The organism is Rhizomonospora bruguierae (assembly GCF_018397995.1).
GTDB classification, from domain to species: Bacteria; Actinomycetota; Actinomycetes; order Mycobacteriales; family Micromonosporaceae; genus Rhizomonospora; species Rhizomonospora bruguierae.
Map to the genome: position 1 here is coordinate 36,617 of NZ_BBQH01000024.1, position 23,067 is coordinate 59,683.

Annotated in this window: 13 protein-coding genes; 9 read left to right on the forward strand and 4 right to left on the reverse strand. The window is 73.0% G+C overall.

The window, feature by feature from the left end; genetic code table 11:
* The first annotated feature begins 88 nt into the window (after positions 1-88).
* Positions 89-553, forward strand: coding sequence for a cold-shock protein (locus KJS59_RS13855; protein WP_213453277.1), 465 nt, complete (start codon positions 89-91; stop codon positions 551-553).
* A 63-nt stretch (positions 554-616) separates the two neighbouring features.
* Here the strand turns inward: KJS59_RS13855 and KJS59_RS13860 are convergent, their stop codons facing one another.
* From KJS59_RS13860 to KJS59_RS13875, 4 genes are all read right to left on the reverse strand, one after another.
* Positions 617-2,110: an endo alpha-1,4 polygalactosaminidase gene (locus KJS59_RS13860; protein WP_213453278.1), complete on the reverse strand. Its 1,494-nt coding sequence runs from the start codon at positions 2,108-2,110 to the stop codon at positions 617-619.
* Between the two features lie 50 nt (positions 2,111-2,160).
* Entirely contained in the window at positions 2,161-3,003 is an 843-nt protein-coding gene (locus tag KJS59_RS13865; protein WP_213453279.1) for a hypothetical protein, read from the reverse strand.
* Positions 3,004-3,279: 276 nt separating this feature from the next.
* Positions 3,280-5,028 (reverse strand): non-ribosomal peptide synthetase, encoded by a 1,749-nt coding sequence (locus KJS59_RS13870; RefSeq protein ID WP_213453280.1) that lies wholly within the window; start codon positions 5,026-5,028, stop codon positions 3,280-3,282.
* A gap of 188 nt (positions 5,029-5,216) precedes the next feature.
* Positions 5,217-6,038, reverse strand: coding sequence for a thioesterase II family protein (locus KJS59_RS13875; RefSeq protein ID WP_213453281.1), 822 nt, complete (start codon positions 6,036-6,038; stop codon positions 5,217-5,219).
* A gap of 554 nt (positions 6,039-6,592) precedes the next feature.
* Between KJS59_RS13875 and KJS59_RS13880 the strand changes: the two genes are divergently transcribed.
* From KJS59_RS13880 to KJS59_RS13915, 8 genes are read left to right on the forward strand one after another with little or no spacing between them, the layout of a single operon-like run.
* Entirely contained in the window at positions 6,593-7,516 is a 924-nt protein-coding gene (locus tag KJS59_RS13880) for a cupin-like domain-containing protein (protein WP_213453282.1), read from the forward strand.
* Between the two features lie 42 nt (positions 7,517-7,558).
* A complete protein-coding gene (gene ectB / locus KJS59_RS13885; protein ID WP_213453283.1) occupies positions 7,559-8,815 on the forward strand; it encodes a diaminobutyrate--2-oxoglutarate transaminase in 1,257 nt (418 codons plus the stop codon).
* Entirely contained in the window at positions 8,812-10,413 is a 1,602-nt protein-coding gene (locus tag KJS59_RS13890) for a DUF885 family protein (RefSeq protein ID WP_213453284.1), read from the forward strand. Before ectB ends, KJS59_RS13890 begins: the two co-directional genes overlap by 4 nt.
* Positions 10,410-11,276 carry a formylglycine-generating enzyme family protein gene (locus tag KJS59_RS13895; protein WP_213453285.1) on the forward strand — a complete coding sequence of 289 codons (867 nt, stop codon included), beginning with the start codon at positions 10,410-10,412 and terminating at the stop codon, positions 11,274-11,276. Before KJS59_RS13890 ends, KJS59_RS13895 begins: the two co-directional genes overlap by 4 nt.
* A 37-nt stretch (positions 11,277-11,313) precedes the next feature.
* Entirely contained in the window at positions 11,314-12,297 is a 984-nt protein-coding gene (locus KJS59_RS13900; protein WP_213453286.1) for a pyridoxal-phosphate dependent enzyme, read from the forward strand.
* A 1-nt stretch (position 12,298) separates the two neighbouring features.
* Complete coding sequence (locus KJS59_RS13905; RefSeq protein ID WP_213453287.1) at positions 12,299-13,498, forward strand: cytochrome P450; 1,200 nt, start codon at positions 12,299-12,301, stop codon at positions 13,496-13,498.
* Positions 13,498-20,046, forward strand: a complete 6,549-nt coding sequence (locus KJS59_RS13910) for a non-ribosomal peptide synthetase (RefSeq protein WP_213453288.1) — start codon at positions 13,498-13,500, stop codon at positions 20,044-20,046. The genes KJS59_RS13905 and KJS59_RS13910 overlap by 1 nt, the downstream gene beginning before the upstream one ends.
* A complete protein-coding gene (locus KJS59_RS13915) occupies positions 20,030-23,062 on the forward strand; it encodes a non-ribosomal peptide synthetase (protein ID WP_213453289.1) in 3,033 nt (1,010 codons plus the stop codon). The genes KJS59_RS13910 and KJS59_RS13915 overlap by 17 nt, the downstream gene beginning before the upstream one ends.
* Positions 23,063-23,067: the final 5 nt, after the last annotated feature.

A 23,067-nucleotide genomic window follows, 5' to 3' on the forward strand; every position in this document is an offset into this window, starting at 1 on the left:
TCCGAGCGGCAGACCCCGGCGGCAGGCAGGTGGCGGTGGCTGGGGAGAGAAGTGATGGTGCGGGTCAGTTTGGTGGGATGGTGAGCAGATGGCAACAGGGCGGATTATTCGGTTCAGCAAGCTGAACGGGTACGGATTTATCGAGGCGGACGACGGCGGTGAGGATGTCTTCGTCCACATGAACGATGTGGGGGAGGCGGCCCAGATCCTGCAGCCCGGGATGCGGGTGGAGTACAACACCGTGATGAGTGAGCGGGGGCTGCGGGCGACCGACCTTCGGGTCATCCCGTCGGCGCACCCGGCGCCGGTAGCGCCGTCCCCGGCACCGTCGGCTCCGCGCCCGGCCGGGTCTACACCGGCGCGTGCTGCGGGTCAGGGGGGCGCCGCGGAGGACGACGACGATTCCCTCATCGAGGTTCTGGGAGTCGTGGAGTACGAGCGGGAGATCACGGACGTGCTCATCGACACGATCAGCACCGTCACCGCCGCCGAGATCGTCGAGATCCGCCGGCGGCTGGTCAAGGCGGCGGCCGATCGCGGCTGGATAGAGTAACGGGCGAGACAGCGAAGCGCCGGCGGACCTTCCGGGTCCGCCGGCGCTTCGCTTGTGCGAGGGTCAGCGGCAGGGGCGGTAGACGGAGTCGTCCAGGTCGATCGAGAAGAGCACGCCATTGATGTTCGCCGCGTTGTCGGCCGAGCAGAAGGCGGTCGAGGAGCCGTACTCCGCGTGGAAGACCGGCTTGCCCGCCGCGATGAACGCCGCGTAGCCGCCGCACTCGTTGTACCGGCTGCACTCCTCGTTGAGCGCCATGTCGAAGTGGTTGACGAGATCGCCGATCTGGTCGACGTCGTTCTTCATCACCGCGCTCAGGCCCAGACCGTGAGCGGTTTCGGCGAGGAAGCGGTTGTAGGCGAGCTGGTCGGCGGCGGTGAGCGGGAACCCGGTCGAGTTGGTGTACCCGTCCATGTTGTCGAACTCCACGGCGTCGAACCCCTTGGCTCGGCACATGTCGATGCGGGCCGCCATGATCCGGGCCAGTTCGTTCCCGGTGGTGCGGATGCCGCGGACGTCGAGCCACCGTTCGCCGGGCCAGCCGTCCAGGGCGCGGCCGAGGACGCCCGCCGGGAACTGACCGGCGTCGGGGCGCCACTCCTCGTAGGAGCCCACGCTGATGTAGCAGACGACCCGGATGCCGGCCTTGTGCAGCGCGGCCACGTCCGCCGAGGACGCGTCGAACCCGTCGATGTCGTACATGTCGACGTCCCGGAAGGGGGCCTCCGGCACGCCGGCGATGGCCCAGTTCCAGCTCGTCCGAAGCGGCGGGTGCCAGCAGGTGGGGCAGGACGGCGAGTCGGCCGGCTGGGTGGGGCGGGCCGACGGGGACGGGGACGGGGACGGGGACGGGGACGGCGACGCGGTTCGGGACGGCGCTGGGGATGCGGTTCGGGACGGCGGCACGGTCGTCGGCGCCGGAACGGGTGACGCGGTCGCGGTGGGCGCCAGTGGCGTGCCGGAGCCGCCCGGCGTTGCCCGCTCGGAATCCCAGGTCAGCGCGATGGCGACGTAGTCGAGGTCGGCGGCGTCGCGGCCGTTGTTCGACTGGATCCGCAGCCTCAGCTCACCCGATGGCGAGACGTATCGGGCGTACGGCGCGGGCGTGGGCCAGGCAAGCGACGTCCACGGGCCCCAGTCCGGGACGCCGGCGTTCGTGCCCACCCGCACCCAGGCGTGGGACGCCCAGTCGTACAGCGCGAACGTCCAGGTCTGGGTTCTGGGCGCGGGACCGCGGTAGTTCACCCGCACCTCGACCGCGGTCACCGACTCCGGTGCCACGGCTTCCGGCGCGGCGAAGGTGAGGTACCCGCTGTACCGGCCGATGAGTTCGACGTAGCGGTTCCAGCCGTCCGTGGTCCCCGACAGATCGGCCTCCGCGAGGTTGGTCACCGGCTGGCCGCGGCCCGTGCGACCCTTCGTGGTCGTCAGCTGCGTCGCCGTGAGCGCGACCGTGCCGGCATAGGCGCGGGGCGAGACCGCCACGACCAGGCCGAGAACGACGGCCAGCACCACGGCGCCGACCCCGGCGAGGTAGAGAGTCCTTGTTTTGGGCATGAATGTGCTAGTCCTTCCCGGACAGAGGAGCGGCCCGCCCTCGCGGGTCACTACGACTCGAAGCGGATCTCGTCGATGTAGACGGTGCTGGTGCCGCCGTGCCAGAAGTCGAGCTGGAACTCGCCCGGGGCGGCGCGGTTGATGCCGTTAGCCGCCAGCGGGATGCGCAGATCCTGGTAGCTGGAGGTGATGTGCGGCCGGCCGCCGCCGGTGAGGGCGAGCTTGGACAGCCGGGAGACGACCCCGCCGAGGGTGAGCCCGATGTCGTCCTCCTCGCCGCCGTGTTCCCCTCGGATCCGCAGGACAAGGTAGGTGTACTCGGCCACGCTGCGGTTGACCTCGCTACCGAACCAGCCGTCGTCGTTGTACTTGAGCACCAGCGCGCCGCCGGTGACCTTGCAGCTGACGAACACCTCGCACTCGGTGACCTTGTCCAGGTCGTTGTGGCCGCGGCCACCGGTCCACCCGGGCGTGCCGTCGAAGTTGTCCACGAGCAGCCGCTTCACCCCCGCCTTCGGCTCGGCCGGCGGCGGGGTCGCCGTCGGCCCGCCGATGGCCGACGGCGCCGGGTCGGCGTGCGCCGGGGCGGTCGTGGTGCCCGCCGGAGGCGCCTCCGAGGAGACGGTGGTGGTATGTCCGGGGGAGAATCCGGGCGACGTCGGGTTCGTCGGGTCGGTCGGGTCGGTCGGGTCGGTCGCCCAGTCGTCGGGGAAGCTCGTGTCCCCCGTCCAGAGATGTTCCTGCCGGTTGGAGAGGTCCGGGTCGCTCCGGCGATCGCCGTCGTTCACCCCGATCAGCAGCAGCACGCCGATCAGCACCGAGGGCACCACGAAGCAGGCGATGAGTGCCTTCGCGCCGCGGCGCATGGCCTTCGTCCGCATCGTGTCTGGCATGGGTGGCTCCAGTCGCCGGCGGATGGGCCGGTGGCGGGCCTCGTATCTGTCGTCGCCGGACGTCCCGGTGTCACTCTCGTTCCAACTCATCTGAGCTCACCTGGCCTGTGTGTACGGGTATCGCTTAGAGGACGGCCGTCGAGGCGTACCCGTTCAATCTCAGGGTCGACGAGGTGGCGGCCACGGCGGATCGGGCAGCAGGAAGGGGACCGCGACGGCCGGCGGCAACACCAAGTGGCCGCGCCGGTGTCGGCGCGGCCGCTTCAGGCGTGCCGGTCAGCCAATCGCGTGGCTGTACTTCTCGCTGATGCCCGGCGACCGGGCCTCGATCATCTCCGCCAGGTCCGCGACCGTCGCCGCCGCGAAGAAGTCCGCGGCCGGCACGTCCACGCCCACCACGGTGCGGATGTGGGCCAGCAGGTCCATGGCGAGCAGCGAGTTGCCGCCGATCTCGAACAGGTCGTCGTCGACGCCCACCTCGGCCAGCGCGAGGGCGTCGGCCATGATGTCGGCCAGCAGCGTCTCGATCGGCGTCCGCGGCGCCGCGTAATCGGTGTCCGCGGTGCGCGGCAGCTGCTCGGGGGTGGGCAGCGCCTTGCGGTCGAACTTGTTCCCCGGGGTCATCGGCAGCTCGTCCAGCTCGACGATCACCGACGGGTGCATGTAGCGGGGCAGCTTGGCGTGCAGGGCCAGCCGCAGCCGCGGCACGAGGCCACCGGTGCGTTCGGCGGGCACGACGTAGGCCACCAGAACCTTCCGCTCGGGGCTGACGTCGTCGCGGCCGAGCACGACGGCCTCTTTCACCTCGGGCAGTCCACCCAGCGCGTTGGCGACCTCGCCCAGCTCGATCCGGTAGCCGTCGATCTTCACCTGGTCGTCGATCCGGCCGCGGAACTCCAGGTCGCCGTCGGGGTTGCGGCGCACCACGTCGCCGATGCTGTACATCCGCTCGCCGGGCCGGAACGGGTCGGGCAGAAACCGTTCCGCGGTGATTCCCGGCCGACCCACGTAACCGCGCGCCAGCCCGCTGCCGCTGGTGTAGAGCAGCCCCCACGCGCCGTCGGGCACCGGCTGAAGGTCCGGGTCGAGGACGTACAGGTGGGTGTCGGCGACCGCCCGCCCGATCGGGACGGAGTCACCGACCGGCTTGCGAACGACGTGGCAGGACGTGAAGCAGGTGTCCTCGGTGGGCCCGTACCCGTTGACGATCAGCAGGTCGGGGTAGGCGCCGTGCACCCGGTTGATGTGCAGCGGGGACAGCGCCTCACCGCCACCGAGCAGCTGCCGCAGCCCGCCGAGCTGGTCGAGGTGACCATCGATGAGACGGTGCAGCAGGCCGGTGGTGAGCCAGAGCGTGGTGATCTTCTCCCGGTTGAGGAACTCGGCGAGGTCGGGCAGCGACACCGGGCCCGGCGGGTAGATGACCAGCGTCGCGCCGTTGAGCAGGGACCCCCAGATCTCGAACGCGGACGGGTCGAACCGCAGCGAGCAGAACTGGAGGAACGTCTCGCCCTCGGTCACCGTGTCGTAGGCGTCGGTCTGGACCAGCCGCACCACGCCCCGGTGCGGCACGGCCACCCCCTTGGGCATGCCCGTCGAGCCGGAGGTGTAGCAGACGTACGCCAGGTTGTCCGGCCGGGTGCCGGGCCGGACGGGCTCGTCGGAGACCGGCAGGTCGCTCGCCCGGTCCAGGTTCACCACGGTGGCATCGACCGCCGGCACCCGCCCGGCCATCGGGTCGTGGGTGAGCAGTACCTTCGCGCCCGCGGTGTCCAGCATGTAGCGGAACCGGTCGGGCGGCTCGTTCTGGTGCACGGGAAGGTAGGCGCCACCCGCCTTCAGAATGCCGACGAGCGCGACCAGCATCTCGAACGAGCGCTCGAAGTAGACCCCGACCACGCTCTCCGGGCCGACGCCGAGCGAGCGCAGTTGGCGGGCCAGCCGGTCGGCGCGTGCGTCGAGTTCCGCGTAGGTCATGTCGACGCCGTCGAAGCGTAGGGCCGTCGCCTCGGGGCGGCGCCGCACTTGTTCATCGAACAGATCGGTGATAGTGGCGTTACGCCAATCCTCAGCCGTCACGGATACCCCGCTTTTGTTCGGCGCTGATTTCTCGCGTTCCCCGCTGTTTCGCACCCGGGGAGGGTCTATTTTTCAGTCGTCACAAGAACGCCGCGCCTCGCCTTCGCGGGCGGGTCACCTCTGGCCATGAGCCATTACCGCCCAGCTTGGTGTCTCTCCATGATCGTGTCAAGGGGCATAGGCTCTTCTGAATGATCTTCGGTGCCGGGGCCGGCCCCGACCGGCAGGTCCCGGGTGATCTCTGCCAGCAGGGCCGGGGGAGCGCCGAGGAAGGCGAAGTGGCCGCCGTCCAGGACCACCTCCCGGCAGTCCGCCGACGTTGCCCGCCAGCCGCCCATCAGCCCGGCCGGGATCACCGTGTCCCCGCTCCAGCCGATCGCGGTGACCGGGCAGGGCAGCCGCACCGGAGCGGGCACGACGTACCGCCGGTTGGCCTCGACGTCCTTGACCAGCAGCTCCAGGCCCAGGTCCAGCAGTGCCTCGGTGGGCTGCCCGCCCAGGTTCACGATGATGGTCGCGAGCTCTTCGCGCAGCTCGCCGCGGTCCATCCGAAGAAAGGAACCGTACGGGCCGTCGTGCGGCGCGACCTGCGCCGAGGCGAACACCCGGTGCGGCAGCGGCAGCCCGGCGGCGGCGAGCCGGCGGGTCACCGCCACCCCGGGCAGGGCGCCGGAGCAGTGGCCGAAGAAGGCGAAGGGCCGGTCGAGGTACGGCGCCAGCTGCTCGACGAGGTCGGCCGCGAGCCGCTCGTACGTCTCGTAGTGCGGCTCCCGGATGCGGTTCTGCCGCCCCGGCGGCTGGAGCGGGCAGACCTCGATGTCGCCGAAGCGCCGCGGCCACCGGTCGTACATGGTCGCGCCCGAGCCTGAATAGGGAAAACAGAATAAGCGTGCCCCCGCTTCGGGATCGGGCCGACGCAGCAGCCAACGTGACTTCTTGACCCCCGAATTCGCCATGGCCGCCAGGCTACCCCGGGACAGATGATCATGCGCGTACCCGCACTTTGTGGTACGACCGCCCGGCCGCCGGCAAGATCGATTAGTGCATAGATCCCCTTGACATCCCCCGGCTGCGGATCATAGCCTCGACATGGTCCGAGCCTGCCAGTTCGGGCACAGCTGGTTGCCCGGAGACATTCTCGGAGGGCCCTGTGCAGATGCCGTTTTACATCCTTTCTCAGCTCGTGGACTCGGAGATGCTGAGCAGTCTCAGCCCCGAGGAGTTGCGCGAGATGCTCGCGGAGCTGGACGACGAGGTCGTCAACAGCGACGAAGACCAGGACGAGAAGACCACCGCCGACGCCGCCGAGTAGTGCCGCCGCCGAGCGGGTGCGGCGGCGGTACCGAAGCGCCATCCCGGAATACCCCTTCGCCCGCGGTGATCGCCGCCGGCGCGGTCTCGACGACCCGCGCCGACGGACCGCCGGCGTGCGCACCGGGTGTCGCGGGGTCACGCCCGGCGCCGCTTCGGACTTCGCCAAACCAGGTCGACTGGAGTCGAAGGAGTATGCGTGTCAACTGACGCCCGTGGCCGGCCCATCGATGTCCAAGGCCGGCTGTCGCCGGACGAGTTCTACGCCCGTTACGTGGGCCGCGAGCCGGTGGTGATGCGCGGCGCGGTCGCCGGGCTGCGGGCGGTCTCCCGCTGGTCCATCGGCTACTTCGGGGACATCGCCCCGGACGCGGTGGTGCGGCTGAAGACCGGCAACGTGGACGCCGGGAAGACCACCACCATGCGGATGGCCGACTACGCGCGGGCCGTCGCCGACTGGGAGAAGCGGGCCGCCGATGTGGACGGGGCACCCGCCGACGCCGCGCGGGAGATCGGCGAACGGCCGCCGTACCTGCACGACGTGCCGCTGCTGTCGATCATCCCGAAGCTGCGCGAGGACATGGCCGGCTTCCAGGCCAACCTGCTGCCACCGTTCTTCCGCGACCGCTGGTGGGATTTCACCCAGTTCTTCGTCGGTCCCACCGGATCCCAGACGCCGCTGCACTTCGATACGCTGCTCACCCACAACCTGTTCCTGCAGATCTCGGGCCGCAAGCGGTTCGTGATGGTCGGCAACCGCGACCGGAACCTCTGCTACGTGCGGGACTGGCGCTGGTCGCCGGTCGACCCGGAGAACCCCGACCTCGACCGGTACCCGCTGTTCGCGACCGCCGAGGTGCGTACCGCCGTGCTCGAGGCCGGAGACCTGCTCTACATGCCACCCGGCACGCTGCACAAGGTGGTGGCCGAGACGCCGTCGATGTCGTTCAATATCGATTGGCACGACTGGCGCAGCGCACTCAACGGGGTGGCCGCCGCCCGCGAGGGCATGCCCGCCACCAACCTGCGCTACAACCTGCTCTTCGCCCTGGGCGTCGTCGGTCGGCTGCCCGCCGGCGTGGTCCTGCCGGCGCTCAAGTCGTACTACTCCTACATTTCGTGACCGTTTTTGTTCAGTCCGACCGAACGGGGGACGGAACGCAGTATGAGGGTTTTCGAGCAGCACGAGTCGGAGGTACGTAGCTACAGCCGTAGCTGGCCGGTGGTGTTCGACCACGCGTCCGGTAGCCGGCTGCACACCGCGGACGGCACGTCCTACCTGGATTTCTTCGCCGGCGCCGGCACGCTGAACTACGGGCACAACGACCCGGTCCTCAAGCGGGCGCTGATCACCTATCTCGAGCGGGACGGCGTCACCCACGCGCTGGACATGTTCACCACCGCCCGGGCCGAACTGCTCCAGACGCTGTCCGAACTGGTGCTGAGCCCGCGCGGGCTGGACTACAAGGTGGTCTTCCCCGGCCCGGCCGGCGCCACCGCCGTCGAGGCGGCGCTGAAACTGGCCCGCAAGGCCACCGGCCGCAGGGTGGTCGCGCACTTCGACAACGCGTTCCACGGCATGACGCTGGGCGCGCTGTCGGTGACCGGGGATGCCCACCGGCAGGCCGCGGGCGTGCCGCTGAACCACACCGCGCGGCTGCCGTACGACCTCGACCCCGACCGGCCCGCCACCGAGGTCCCCGACTTCGACGCGCTGCTGGCCGGGATCGACGAGCCGGACGACCTCGCCGCCGTGATCGTCGAGACGGTGCAGGGCGAGGGTGGCATGTTCGCCGCGCGGGCCGCCTGGCTGCGCGCGCTCGCGGCGGCGACCCGCCGGCGCGGCGCGCTGCTGATCGTCGACGACATCCAGATGGGCTGCGGGCGCACCGGGCCGTTCTTCAGCTTCGAGGACGCCGGTGTCGTACCGGACCTGGTCTGCCTCTCCAAGGCGATCGGCGGGTACGGCTGCCCGCTGTCGCTGCTGCTGATCCGGCCCGACCTGGACGTGTGGCGGCCCGGCGAGCACAGCGGCACCTTTCGCGGCTTCAACCACGCCTTTGTCACCGCCACCGAGGCGCTACGCGTGTACTGGAGCGACGACAAGCTGGAGAAGTCGACCCGGGCCCGCGGCGAGCGGGTCTTCCGGGCGCTGTCGGACATCGCGGCCGCCCACCCCGGGGCCGGACTCAGCGTGCGCGGGCGTGGCCTGGGCCGGGGCCTGCGCTTCGAGAACCCGGAGCAGGCGGGCCGGGTGTGCGCGGCGGCGTTCCGGCGGCGCCTGCTGATGGAGACCTCGGGCCGGCGTAACGACGTGGTCAAGCTGCTGCCACCGCTGACCATCACCGATCCCGACCTGGACGAGGGTCTGTCCATCCTGGACGATTCCGTGCGGCTGGTGCTGGGCGGCGGGACGCCGTGACCAGCCCCGGCGACAACACTGCCGCGGCCGTGGCGGCCGTCGACGCGGTGGTGTCCTACTTCTTCCGGCAGAACCCGTGTTTCGGCCGGCGAGCCGGCTGGCACCGGGCGGACGGCGTCCTGCCGAGCACCGAGCCGCGCGCGGCGGCGGAACTGGACCGACTCGGCAGCGCCCTTGGTGCCGCGCTCCGCGCCGGCCCGGCGGATCCGGAGCTGCGTGCCGACCTGGACTCGGCGCTGCACATGGTGCACGCGGAACAGTTCCAGCTGACCGCGCTCGGCCAGGCGTACCTCACGCCGCCGGAGGTCTTCGCGGAGACCGACGTGTCGTCCTACCTGCGCGACTACGCGCCAGAGGCGGACCGCGCCGCCGCGCTGGAGACACACCTGCGCGCGTTGCCGGACTTCCTCGCCGAGGCGGCCCGGACCCTGCCGGCCCGGCTGCCGGCTGGTGAACGACTGCGGGGCCTCGAGTCGGCGCAGGGCGCGGCCGCCCAGCTCGCCACCGTGGCCCGCCGGCTGGCCCGGCCGCGGGACCTCGCCGCCGCGGCCGCGGCGGCCTGCGAAGAGTACGGGCGAGCGGTCCACGCCACCAAGCCGACCGCGCAGCTGTACGGCCCGGACAAGCTCACCGAGTTCCTCCGCGTGGTCGACGGCATCACCTGGCCCGCCCGCGAGCTGCTCGACCGCGCCCGCGCCGAGGTCGCCGCCGCGCAGCACGGCCTGGACGCGCTGGCCAAACAGCTCGGCGCCGCAGACCGCCGCGAGGTCGTGGCGATGCTGGCCGGCCAGGTCAGCACGGACACCGACGCGGCCTTCGCCGAGATCATCACGCGGGTACGCGACTTCTGGGCCGGCGCGGACCTGGTGTCGACCGACACCGTCACGCCGTTGGCGATCGGGCTGGCCGACGGCCCGAGCAGCGCGGCCACCGTCGAGTTCCAGGTGTCCGCGCCGCTGGAGAAACCCCGCCCGCCGCACCTGCTGTACCTGCCGAACCTGTCCGGCACGGCCGGCGCCGCGCACCGGGAGTTCCTCAACGAACCGATGCTCGAACTGCTCGCGGTGCACGAGGCGTACCCCGGGCACTACGTGCACGCCGAGGCCGCGGAGGCCGGCGGCAGCACGATCCGCACCTGCTTCCCGTGGATCGACGGCCTCACCGAGGGGTGGGCGCACTACGCCGAGGAACTCGCCGTCGAGCACGGCCTCGCCGAGGGCCGGCCGCTGCTGCGGGTCGCCCAGCAGCGCTCCGCGCTGGAGTCCTCGACCCGGCTGGTCGCCTTCCTCACCATGCACCTGAAGCAGACCGGCTTCGGCGCCGCGGTGGCCGAGGCGGCCGGCGCCGCCGGCTGGTCCGACGAGCGGGCCGCCCGCGAGATCCTCGCGGTCACCAGCAACCCGCTGGGCGCCATGTACGCCCTCGGCAAGATCGTCATCCGGGACTGGCGGGACAGTGCCGGCCGGATGGCGCGTCAGGACCTCAAACACTTCCACGACCAGTTGCTGCGCTGCGGTACGGCGCCGCTGTCGACCGCTCGGCGGTACTGGCAGGACCACACCAATCAGCCCGCATCGAGTTACTCGGAGGTTTCATGACCGCGGCGATCAGCGGCGCCGGTCGGGCGGATCCGGCCGCGCACGAGAACCCGGCGGCGATCGGCGACGACCACTGGGTCACCGTGCCCGAGGGGCCGTTCCTGATGGGCACCGACGAGCCACCGCCGGACGGCGAGCCGAGCGCGTCGGCGCCCATGCACACCGTGCGGGTGGACGCGTTCGACATCGCCCGCCGGCCGGTGACGGTGGCCGACTTCAGGCGCTTCGTGGCCGACACCGGCTATGTCACCACGGCGGAGCGAAAGGGAGAGAGCTGGGTCTGGCACGGCGGCGACGACATCACCACCCCCGACCAGGACTACCTCTGGAAGGCCACCCCGGGGGCGAGCTGGCGGGCGCCGCACGGCCCCGGCTCCGACCTCACCGGCAAGGACGACCACCCGGTCACCCACGTCAGCTACCTGGACTGCATGGAGTACTGCCGCTGGTCCGGGACCCGGCTGCCCACCGAGGCGGAATGGGAGAAGGCCGCCCGCGGCACCGACGGCCGGAACTACCCGTGGGGCAACGAGCCGCCCACCCCGCAGTCGTGCAACCACACCATGCACGTCGGCGACACCACCCCGGTCGGCCGGTACCCGGCGGCGGCCGGCGCCCTCGGTCCCGAGGACATGGTCGGCAACGTCTGGGAGATCATGGCGAACGGCTACCACCGGTACCCGTACGCGCCGACCAAGACCAAGCGGCTGACCACCCCCAAGGGCACGGTCGACCTCGGCGTCATTCGCGGCGGCTCCTTCTACAACAACTGCAATCCGCGCGGTGTCCTGGTCTGGGTCCGCATCTACAACCCGCCGGACTACAGCTGTTACGACATGGGCTTCCGGCTCTGCCGGGCCTGATCCGCGACGTGAGCGGCGCCCGGAGGGGGTGGTGGTGATGACCGACGCGGTGCTGTGGGAGCGCGTCGAGGCCACGCGACGGGAGATGCCACGCACGGACCTGGTCCGGCTGGCACACCCGCACGTGGAACTGCACGCGAAGATGGAATCGGCCAACCCGGGCGGCAGCGCCAAGGACCGGGCCGCGTACTGGATCCTGCGGGAGGCGGTCCGGCGCGGCGAGATCACCCGCCGGACCACGGTGGTCGAGTCATCGTCCGGCAACTTCGCGCTCGCCCTGTCCTGGCTGTGCGCCCGCCTGGGCATCCGGCTGATCCCGGTGATCGACCCGAACGTCAACGCGGCGACCGAACGCACGCTGCGCGCGACCTGGAACCGGGTGGAGAAGGTCGAGGGCCCGGTCGACGCGGGCGGGTTCCTGCTCGCCCGGCTGGACCGGGTCGCCGAGCTGGTCAAGGAGCTCGACGACGCGTACTGGCCGGACCAGTACTCGAACGCCGACGGCATGCGCGGGCACTACGAGCTGACCGGTGCCGAACTGGTCGCGGCGCTGCCCACGCTGACCCACCTGTTCGTCGGCATCAGTACCGGGGCGACCATCGCCGGGCTGTCCCAGCGGGTCACCCACGACCTCGGCGACGTCACCGTGATCGCGGTGGACGTGGCCGGCTCGGTGATCCTGGGCGGCCCGCCGAGCCGCCGCTGGATCCCCGGCATCGGCTCCAGCATCCGGCCGCCGCTGATCGACCGGGCGGTGATCACCGACTCGGTGATCGTCTCCGAGCGGGAGGAGGTGGCCGGGTGCCACGACCTGCTGCGCGACCACGGACTGCTGGCCGGCGGATCCACCGGCTGCGTGTACGCCGCGATCAACCGCTACTTCGACGGCTGGCGGGGCCCGCCGCCGGTGGTCGCGTTCCTGTGCGCCGACGCGGGCCAGGCGTACCGGGACACCGTGTACGACCCGGCCTGGGTCAGCGCCCATCACCTCGGGTCGGCCGCGAGCGTGAAGGGGGCCTGACGTGGCCACGCCGGTAACCGAATGGACCAGCCCGCCCAGCGGTGAGGTGGAGTTCGTGTCCTGGTTGGACACGCTGCGCGAGCGGGCGCCGGTGCACTGCTCCCCGAAACAGGACGGCTGGCACGTCTTCGGGCACGCCGAGGCGATGGCCGTGCTGGGCGACCACGCCGCCTTCTCCAGCGAACAGCCCACCACCCTGCCGGAGGGCTCGGCGTTCCAGCTCTTCCGGGCGGGCAACCTGTCCTGGATGGACCCGCCGCGGCACCGGCAGCTGCGGGCGCTGGTCGGCCGGGTCTTCACCCCGCGCTACGTCGCCGGGCTCGCCCCGATGGTCGGGGAGACCGTCGAGGAGTACCTGGCCGCGGTGCGCGGCAAGCCGCGGTTCGAGTACGTCAACGAGTACGCCGCGCCGATCGTCTCCACCGTGGTGGCCCGGATGGTCGGCATCCCGCCCAAGGGCCAGGAGCTGTTCCGGCGGTGGTCGGCCGACCTGCTTGAGCTGATCGACCCACGCTCGGGCAGCAACGTGCTCCAGCGCACCGCCACCCGTGCCCGGCTGATGTCTGCCTACCTGCACGAGTACCTCGACCGGCGGCGCGCCGACCCGAGGGACGACCTGGCCAGCGCGCTCGCCCGGGCCGAGGTGGACGGCGAACGGCTCGGCGACGACGAGGTCGTGGGCCTGATCGCGCTGCTGCTGTCCACCGGCCAGGCGGCCACGCTCACGCTGGCCAACGCCATGATCGTCCTCGATGGACACCCGGCCGCCATGGCCCGGCTCCGCGCCGACCACGGCCTGCTCGGCCCGGCCATGGACGAAGTCATGCGCTACCGCAACCAGACCACCCGGGTCACCCGGCACACCCGCACCGACGTCACCGTCGGCGGGCAGCTCATCCCGGCCGGCCAGCCGGTCACGGTCTGGCTCGCGGCGGCGAACCGGGACCCGCGCGTCTTCCCCGGCGCCGACGAGTTCCGGATGGACCGGGCGCCCAACCCGCACCTCGCCCTGGGGCACGGGATCCACTACTGCCTCGGCGCCGCCCTGGCCCGGTTGGAGATCGAGGTGGCGATGCGCCGGATGCTGGAGGAGACCACCCACCTGTCGGTGGACTATGACGCCAGCCGGCTGCTCGACCCCCGGCTGATCTTCGGCGCGGGTGCGCTGACCATCGAGGCCACCTGGGCGGGTGGGGCCTGATGGACGAGTCCCTCGCCGTTGTGCTGCACCGGCACGCCGAGCGCGACCCGGACCGCACCGCACTCACCTTCCAGCCGCTCGACCCCGCCGATCCGGCAACCGTCCTGAGCTACGGCGACCTGGCGCGCCGGTCGTCGGTGGTGGCCGCGGCGCTGGCCGGGCGGGTGCGGCCCGGTGACCGGGTGGTCCTGCTGATGCCGACCGGCCCGGAGTTCGCGGCTGCCTTTCTCGGTTGCCTGGCGGCCGGCGTGATCGCGGTACCGCTGCCGCTGCCGCTGGACGAGGCGTCCCGCCGCCGGGTCGCCGGTGTGCTGCGCGACTGCGCGCCGGCCCTGATCGTCTCCACCTCGCTCGTGCGGCAGTTCGCCGCGGCCGCGCCCGACGACCTGCGCGGCCTACCGCCGGCCGAGTCGTGGCTGATCGCCGACGACCTTCCGGAGAGCGGCGGGACCGGCCCGGTGACCGTGCGGGACGCCGACATCGCCTTCCTGCAATACACCTCCGGCTCCACGAGCGCCCCGCGCGGGGTGCTCGTCTCGCACGCCGCGCTGCTGCACAACGAGGCCGCGATCGCCGAGGCGTTCGGGGTACGCCCCGACTCCACCGTGGTGAGCTGGCTGCCCCTGCACCACGACATGGGCCTGATCGGCGGCCTGCTCCAGCCCCTGTACACGGGTGCCCGCGGCGTGATCCTCGACCCGTCCGCGTTCCTGCGCCGCCCGGCCACCTGGCTGGAGACGATCGCGCGGGAGCAAGCGGACATCAGCGGCGGACCCAACTTCGCGTACGAGCTGTGCGTCCGCAAGGTGACCGCCGCCGAGCTTGCCGGGCTCGACCTCGGCCGGTGGCGGGTGGCGTTCAACGGCGCCGGGCAGGTGCACCCGCGTACGCTGCGGGCCTTCTCCGAGCGGTTCGCCCCGGCCGGGTTCCGCCCGCGGGCGCACACCCCCTGCTACGGCCTGGCCGAAGCGACCCTGCTGGTGACCGCGGCCGAGCCCGGTTCCGGCGGGAGCAGCAGGGCGTTCACCCGCGCCTCGCTCGAAGCCGGCCGGCCCGTCGCGGCCGTCGCCGGTGCGGCCACCCTGGAGCTGGCCGGCTATCCCCTGCCGAAACACACGTCGGTCACCGTGGCCGACCCGCGGACCGCGGCGCCGCTGCCCGACGGCCGGACCGGCGAGATCGTGGTGACCGGCCCGAGCAACGGCTCCGGCTACTGGGGTGACGCCGGCAGCGGACCGGCCGCCCCCGTGCGCACCGGCGACCTGGGCTTCGTGCACGACGGCGAGCTGTTCATCCAGGGCCGCAGCAAGGACCTGATCGTGCACCGCGGCCGCAACATCTACCCCGAGGACCTGGAGGCGGACATCTCCGCCTGCCACCCCGGCGTGCGCCCCGGCTGCGGCGCCGTGTTCGCCGTCGACCAGGACGGCGACGAGGCCGTGGTGGTCTGCCAGGAGATCCGGCCGGAGACACCGCCGTTGTCCTGGCCGGAGATCGCCGGGCGGATCCGCGAGACCGTCGTGCTCGTGCACGGCGTGGCCGTGCGCACCGTCCTGCTGGTCGCACCCCGCACGGTCACCAAAACCTCCAGCGGCAAGATCCAGCGGCAGGTGGCCCGCACCCGCTACCTGGCCGGGGAACTGACGGCACTGCTGGACAGCACCGTCGCCACCGACGGGGAAACCGGTGGGCCCGGCCTGACCGGCCCCTTCGACTCGGCCGAGCAGCTCGCTGCGGCGCTGTGCGAGCACCTGCGGGCCAGGCTCGGACTGCCCGACCGGCCGGCGCCCGGGGACGCCCTCGCCGCGCTCGGCGTGGACTCGCTCGCCGCCACCCAGCTCCAGCACGACCTCGAGACCGCCCTTGGCGTCACGCTGCCGATGTCCGTGGCGCTGCGCGCGTCCTCCATCGCGTCGCTGGCCGCGACGGCCCTGGCCGCGCCCGCCTCGACAGCCGCACCGGCCGCCGGCGACGGCTACGAGCTGACCCAGGCGCAGCGCGCCCTGTGGTTCCTGCACCGGGTGGAGCCGGACAGCACCGCGTACAACGTCACCCGGGCCTTCCGGGTCGTCGGCGAGCTGGACGTCGACACGCTCGACGCCGCGCTCACCCGGCTCGTCGAACGGCACCCGAGCCTGCGCCTGTCGATCCGCTCCGAAGCGGGGGAGCCGCGGGCCGAGCTGCGCCCGTGGCGGGTGCGCGTCGACCGCATCGACGCGCGTTCCTGGGACGAGCAGCGGCTCACCGGCTGGTACCGCGAGTTCGCCACCACACCGTTCGACCTGGCCGACGGCCACCTGCTGCGGGTGGCCGCGCTGCGCCGGGCCGGCGACTCGGTGCTGGTGCTGTCGCTGCACCACATCGTCTGCGACATCGCCTCGCTGACCGTCCTGCTCGCCGAACTGGCCCGCGCCTACGGCGGCGAACCCCTGGACGCCGGGTCGCCGGACATCAGCCCCGCGGGGCACGAGAAGGCGGTACTCGCCGCGCACGGCGACGAGCTGGCCGCGTACTGGAAGACCGCACTCGACGGTGAGCCGCCCGTGCTGGCGCTGCCGAAGGCCGCCCGCGACGAGCCGGCCACCGGCGCCCTGCGGTTCGACGCGCCGCCCGGGGTGACCGCCGCGCTCACCGACTTCGCCCGCCGGTCCGGGCTGACCCTGCACAACGTGCTACTCACGGCGTACCAGATCCTGCTACACCGGCTGTCCGGCCAGTCCGACCTGCTGGTCGGCGTCCCCACCGCCGGCCGCACCGACCCGCGGCTCGCCGCCTACGTCGGCTACCTGGTGAACGTCGTCCCGGTGCGGTCCGGCGGCCCGGACGGCCGGTCGTTCGCCGACCATGCCCGTGCCACCCAGGAGCGGGTGCTGGACGCGCTGGACCACCAGGACCTGCCGCTCGCCCAGATCACCCGGCTGGTCAACCCGCATCGGGAGACCGCCGGCGCCACGATCTTCCAGGCGATGTTCTCGTTCTACGGTTCGGCGCTGCCCGGTGGCGCCGCCGCGGCCGGGGTGATCGCCGGGGATCCGGCCGCGACCGTGCCGCTGGGCCGCGCCGCGACACTGCACGGCTTCCCGTTGCCCGACCTCACCGCGCAGTCCGACATCGGGCTCAACGCCGTGGTCCGCGGCGGGGTGCTGGGCTTCGAGCTCCAGTACGACCCGCGGCGGGTCAACCGGGCCCAGGCCGGCCAGGTCGCCGGGGCGCTGCGAACCCTCCTCGCGGCCGTCGCCGAGAACCCGCAGACGCCGGCCACGTGGCTGCCGCTGCTGAGCGCCGCCGAGACCGCGGCCGCGGTGGCCGCCGGCTTCGGGCCGGACATCGCCCGGCCCGGGCACTACGTCGACGCGGTCGAGCGGCACGCCGCCCGCCGGCCGGACGCGCTCGCCGCCGACGACGGCGAGCGCACCATGACCTACGCCGAGCTGGACGAACGGGCCAACCACGTGGCCGCCCGGCTGCGCGAACTCGGCGCCGGCGTGGACCGCAACGTCGTGGTGAGCGCGCGGCGCTGCGTCGACTACCTGGTGATCCTGCTCGGCATCCACAAGGCGGACGCCTGCTACGTGCCGGTCAGCCCGATCGAGGCGCCCCGCCGGGCCGCGGCCATGATCGCCGCCACGAGTCCGGTCGCCGTCATCGCCGACGACGCGGGGCGGTGGCTGCTCGACGAGCCGCGGGAGGGCCCCGTCCCGCTGCGGCTCGACGAGCTGGTCGCCGGGCGCAGCGCCGAGCGGGTGCCGCGGCTCGGTCCCGACCACGCGGCCTGCACGATCATCCACACGTCCGGGTCGACCGGGCTGCCCAAGGCCGCCGTCTCCACCAACTACGGCGTCACCAACCACATGTGGCAGATGATCGAGCACTTCGACCTCGGCGAGAACGACTGCGTCGCGCAGACCGGCCCGGTCTCGTTCGACATCTCCGTCTGGCAGTTCCTCGCCCCGCTGATCATCGGCGGGCTGGTCCGGATCGTGCCGGAACCCGCCTCGCAGTCCCCGGCCAAGCTGCTGGCCGTCGTCGCCGAGGGGGCGGTGACCATGCTGGAGCTGGTGCCGTCGGCGATCGTCGCGCTGCTCGACGCCGGCCTGGCGGCCACTCCCGGGCGGCTCAAGGTCATGCTCTCCACCGGTGAGGCGCTCACCCCCGAGGTGCTGCGGCGCTGGGTCGACGAGCTGCCCGCGATCCCGGTGCACAACGCGTACGGGCCGGCCGAATGCACCGACGACGTGACCGCCGGGATCTGTGCCGACGGGCCGGACGGGCCGCTCACCCCGTCCATCGGGTGGCCACTGGCCAACACCACGGTGCATGTGCTCGACGACGAACTCGCGCCGGCGCCCCCCGGCGTGACCGGCATGCTGCACGTCGGCTGGGGTGCGGTCGGTCGCGGCTACCGGGGCGACCCGCGCCGCACCGCCGAGAAGTTCGTGCCCGACCCGTACTCGCCGACGCCCGGCGGCCGCATGTACCGCACCGGCGATCTGGGCCGCCGTGCCCGGGACGGCGCGCTGGACTTCCTCGGCCGGGCGGACAGCCAGACGAAGGTGCGCGGCCTGCGGATCGAGCCCGGGGAGGTGGAGGGCGCGCTGCGGCAGTGTTCCGGCGTCACGGCGGCGGCCCTGCGCGTGCACCCGGGCGCGGGCGGCGCGGTGCTGGCCGGCTACGTCGTGCTCGGCGAACCGGCCGACGAGGACGGCGAGGGCCGGCTGCTCAGCCCGGCCGAGGATGAACGGCTGCGCGCCGCGCTCGCCGAGCACCTGCCCCGCTTCATGATCCCGACGCTGCTCGTCGCGCTGCCCCGGCTCCCGCGATCGAAGAACGGCAAGGTCGACTACCGGGCGCTGCGGTACGCCGAACCCGACCGGGCCGGCGTCGACGACCCGGGCCTGGCCGACGACCCCCTGGCCACCGCCGTCCGCGGCATCTGGTCCACGCTGCTCGGCGTCGAGGTCGGCTGGCAGGACAGCTTCTTCGCGCTCGGCGGCCACTCGCTGCTCGCGCTGGCGATGGTGGACCGGGTCGGTGAGCTGCTCGACGTCGAGGTGCCGGTCGACGCGGTGTTCACCGGGCCGCGGCTCGCGCAGTTCGTCGCCGGGGTCAGCCGGGCCGGCCGGTCGCCGGGCGGCGGGCGTGGACCACGGGCCGCCGCCGGCGGCGGCTACCCCGCGCCGGCCAGCGCCGCCCAGGAACGCTTCTGGTTCCTCCGCGAACGCCTTCCCGACCAGCCCACCTACAACATGCCCGGGGTGCTGCGCATTCGCGGCGAGTTGAACGAGGACGCCTTCGAGGCGGCGCTGCGCGCGGTGCTCGCCCGGCACCCGGTGCTGCTCGCCCGCTTCACCGACGACGACACCGGTCTGCGTTGGGCACCCGGCAGCCTGGACGACTTCGAACTGCCGCGGCTGGACCTGCGCGGCGCGGTGGCCGAGTTCGGCCCCGAGGCGTTTACCAGCCTCGCCGAGACGGAGGCGGCGGTGGTCGCCGACCTGCGGCGGGAGCTGCCGTTCCGGGCGATGCTGGCCCGGCTCGGCGCCGACGAGTGGCGCCTGCTCGTCGTGGTCGATCACATCGTCTGCGACGGGTGGTCGCTGTCGGTGTTCCTCGGTGACCTCGCGGCGGCGTACAACGGGGCCGGGGCGGCCGCGACGGCCGGATACACCTTCGCCGACTACTGCCACGACGAACTGGCCTGGCGGCGGGAGTTCGACCGCGACGAGGTGCTGGCGGAATGGCGCGGCGTGGCCGACGGGCCGCTCGCCCGGTCGCCGCTGCCCGCCGGGCGAACCGACCCGGCCGGCACCGGGCAGGCCAACACCGACCCGGCCGGCGCCGACTTGGCCCGCGCCGAGCCGGCCGGCACCGGGCAGGTCGTGCAATGGATCGAGGCCGACCTGGCCGAGGCCGTCCGCTCGCTCGCCGCGCGGACCGGAACCACGCCGTACATGGTCTTCGCGACCGCCCTCGCGGCGCTCACCCACAGCGGCGCGGACCGGCGCGAGACGGTGCTGCTGGGCACCCTGATCGCGCAACGCGACCGACCCGAGCGGCGCGGCGTCATCGGCCCGCTGCTCACCGTCGGCGTGCTCGCCGTCGACCTGGCGCCCGGCGACCCGGCGGCCACGGCGCTGCACCGCACCCGCGACGGCGCGCTGCGCGCATACCGCTCCGCCCACCTGCCGTTCCAGGAACTCGCGCCGCTCTTCCCCGCCGCGCCCGGCGGCGACGGATCACCGTTCGAGGTGCTCCTCGTGCTCCAGCCTCCGGACGCACCGGTGACATTCAACGGTCTACAGACCGAACTGGAGGACCTGGTGCCGGAGGCGCCGGCGTACCCGCTGGTGGTCGACATCGAGCAGCGCGGCGAACGGTACCGGGTGTCCTGGCGCTACGCGGCCGACCGGTACGACCACGCCGCCGTGACCGGTCTCGCGGCCCTGCTCGGCTCCGCCGTCCGCGCCACGGCGGCGGACCCGGACCTGCCGCTGGAGCGGCTGCGCACGCCCGAGACCAGAGGGGCCCTGCATGCGGAACAGAACTGACGCGCTGGCCGGCTTCAAGCGGGCCCTGGCCGCCGCCCCCGCCGCGATCGCGGTCGCCGACGACCACGGCGCGCGCACCTACGCGGAACTGGCCGCCGAGGCGGGCGGGTACGCCGCCGAGCTGGCCGGGCGCGGCGCCGGCCCCGGCGACCTGGTGGCGGTGGTGGCCGAACGGAGCCCGCGGTTCGTGGCGATGGTGCTGGGTGTGCTGTGGACCGGCGCGGCCTACCTGCCGGTCGAGCCGAGCACGCCACCGGATCGCGCCCGCCGGATGTGCGCCACCGTCGGGGTACGGGTTCTGCTGGTCCAGCCGGGCCACACGGAGTACGCGAAACAGCTGGGCGTGCCGAGTGTGGTGACCGCCGACCCGGCCGCGGCGACCGGCTTCGACCCGGTGCCACGGGAGCCGGACGGGCTCGCGTACGTCATTTTCACCTCCGGCTCGACGGGCGTGCCCAAGGGCGCCATGGTCACCGACGGCGGCATGGACAACCACCTTGAGGCGAAGCGCCTCGACCTGGCGCTCACCCCGGCCGATGTGGTCGCGCTGACCGCACCGCTCTCCTTCGACATCTCGGTCTGGCAGGCCCTCGCGCCGCTCACCGCGGGCGGCCGGGTCGCGGTCGGCTCCGCGGCCAACCTGTCCGAGCCCGCCGAGCTGGCCGCCTGGGTCGCCCGGCACGGCGTGACCGTGCTGGAGGTGGTGCCGTCCTACCTGACCGTCATCCTGGACGCGCTCGACGGCAGCCCCCGGCTGCGCGCCGCCCTGGAACCGCTGCGGCTGCTCGTCGCCACCGGGGAGGCGCTGCCCAGCGCGCTCGCCCGGCGCTGGCACGAGCTGCGACCCGACGTGCCGATCATGAATGCGTACGGCCCCACCGAATGCTCCGACGACGTCACCCACCACGTCGTCACCCCGGCCGACTGCGCGGCCGGCGACTGGGCCCCGATCGGTCAGAAGATCATCAATACCGACCTGTACGTCGTGGACCCGGCCGGCGCCGTGGTGCCCGACGGCGCCGAGGGCGAACTGCTCGTCGGCGGCGCCGGAGTGGGCCGCGGCTATCTGGGTGACCCGGCCGGCACCGCGCTCGCCTTCCGGCCCGACCACCTCTCCGGCCGGCCGGGCCGCCGCCTCTACCGCACCGGCGACCGGGTGCGCCGCGACGTCGACGGCACGCTGCACTACCTGGGCCGGCGCGACCGGCAGGTCAAGGTCCGCGGCCACCGCATCGAGCTCGGCGAGGTGGAGGCGCAGCTGCTGCGGGTCGACGGGGTGGCGGCGGCCGCCTGCGTGGTCACCGCCGGGCGGCTGCGCGCCTTCGTCACGCTGCGCGGCGGCGCGACCCACACCCCGGCCGCCATCCTCGGCGAGCTGCGCGAACTGGTGCCCGCGCACCTGGTTCCGCAGCGGCTCACCGTGCTGGACCGGATCCCCACCACTCCGGCCGGCAAGGCCGACCTGCGTACCCTGGCCGCCCAGCCGGACGAACCCGCGGGCCCCGCCGAGGCGCCGCGGGACGAGGCTTCCCGGATCGCGGCGCTGATGGTCGACGCGCTCGGTGGCACCCGGATCGGACCGGAGGACAACTTCTTCGCCGTGGGCGGCGACTCACTTCAGGCCATGCGGGTGGTCGCGGCCGCCCGATCGGCCTTCGGGGTGGACGGTGTCGCGCTGCCCGCCTTCCTCGCCGACCCGACCCCGCGCGGCCTGCTCGCCGCCGTGCGGGCCGCCGCCGCGACACCGGCCCCGGCGGCGAGCGTGGAGCCGGCCACCGGCAAGCTCTCCTCCGGGCAGGAACGGCTGTGGTTCGTCGAGAACCTCAACCGCGGCAAGGCCCCGCTGCTCATCCACCTCGAACTCGCGCTGCGCGGCGCGCTCGACCGGGCCGCGCTGCAACACGCGCTGGACGCCGTGGTGGCCCGGCACGAACCGCTGCGCACCGTCTTCGGCCAATCCCGCGGCGTGCCGGTGGCCACCGTGTGGCCGCACGCGCCGATCCCGATCCAGCCGCGCGCCGCGGACGACCCGCCGCCCGCCCCGGCGCTGTCGATCGGCAGCGGGCAACCGCCGCTGATGGCCGCGTACCTGGCCCGCACCGGCCCCGACGAGCACGTCCTCACGCTGGTCCTGCACCACCTGGTCGCAGACGGCTGGTCGCTGATGGTGCTCAGCCGGGACATCGCCGAGTACTACCAGCGCTACCGGGCCGGCGACCGTGCGGTGCCGCTGCCACCGGTCAGCTTCGGCCAGTACGTCGCCGCGGAACGGCAGTGGCTGGCCGGCCCGGAAGCGGCGGAGAGCGAGAGCTACTGGCGCGAGCAACTCGCCGGGGCGCCACCCGCGATCGAGCTGCCGCTGCGTCCCCGCCCGGCCAAGCCGGACTTCCGCACCGCCGCCGAGATCCGCGAACTGACCACCGAGGAGACCGCCGCGCTGCGCGCCCTGGCCCGAACGGCCCGGGCAACCCCGTTCATGGCGGTCCTGGCCGCGTTCGCGACCGCGCTCACCGACATCACCGGCGTCGACGACCTGGTGATCGGCATCGACTCGGTGAACCGCTCCTGGCCCGGCAGCGAGGACCTGGTCGGCACCTTCGTCAACCAGCTTCCGGTCCGCCTGATCGGCGCCGGATCCGGTTTCGGCGACCTGCTCGCGCTCACCCGGCGGCAGTGCCTCGCCGCGTACGAGCACGACCGCCTGCCGTTCCACAAGATCGTGGCCGCCGTGAACCCGCCCCGACAGTCCGGCCGGTTCCCGCTGTTCCAGGTCAAGGCCACCCACCAGAGCGCCTGGCGCACCGGCGTCACCCTGCCCGGCCTCGAGGTGACGCCGCGGGAGATCCCCGACCCGGTGATGGACCCCGACCTGATGCTCGACATGTCGGGGGAGTCCGACCGGCTCCGCCTCGAACTGGTCTACCTGCCCGAGCGGCTGGCCGCCGACACCGCCGCCGCCTGGGTCGATGCCGTGGTCGCCGTGCTGCGCCGCGGTCTCACCGCGGAAGGGAGGTGAGCACG

What these genes read in the sequence shown, in the direction of transcription:
- KJS59_RS13855 (WP_213453277.1), top strand. Translation starts at nt 89, where the DNA reads ATGGCAACAGGGCGGATTATTCGGTTCAGCAAGCTGAACGGGTACGGA.
- KJS59_RS13860 (WP_213453278.1), bottom strand. Translation starts at nt 2,110, where the DNA reads ATGCCCAAAACAAGGACTCTCTACCTCGCCGGGGTCGGCGCCGTGGTG.
- KJS59_RS13865 (WP_213453279.1), bottom strand. Translation starts at nt 3,003, where the DNA reads ATGCCAGACACGATGCGGACGAAGGCCATGCGCCGCGGCGCGAAGGCA.
- KJS59_RS13875 (WP_213453281.1), bottom strand. Translation starts at nt 6,038, where the DNA reads ATGGCGAATTCGGGGGTCAAGAAGTCACGTTGGCTGCTGCGTCGGCCC.
- ectB (WP_213453283.1), top strand. Translation starts at nt 7,559, where the DNA reads ATGAGGGTTTTCGAGCAGCACGAGTCGGAGGTACGTAGCTACAGCCGT.
- KJS59_RS13895 (WP_213453285.1), top strand. Translation starts at nt 10,410, where the DNA reads ATGACCGCGGCGATCAGCGGCGCCGGTCGGGCGGATCCGGCCGCGCAC.
- KJS59_RS13900 (WP_213453286.1), top strand. Translation starts at nt 11,314, where the DNA reads ATGACCGACGCGGTGCTGTGGGAGCGCGTCGAGGCCACGCGACGGGAG.
- KJS59_RS13910 (WP_213453288.1), top strand. Translation starts at nt 13,498, where the DNA reads ATGGACGAGTCCCTCGCCGTTGTGCTGCACCGGCACGCCGAGCGCGAC.
- KJS59_RS13915 (WP_213453289.1), top strand. Translation starts at nt 20,030, where the DNA reads ATGCGGAACAGAACTGACGCGCTGGCCGGCTTCAAGCGGGCCCTGGCC.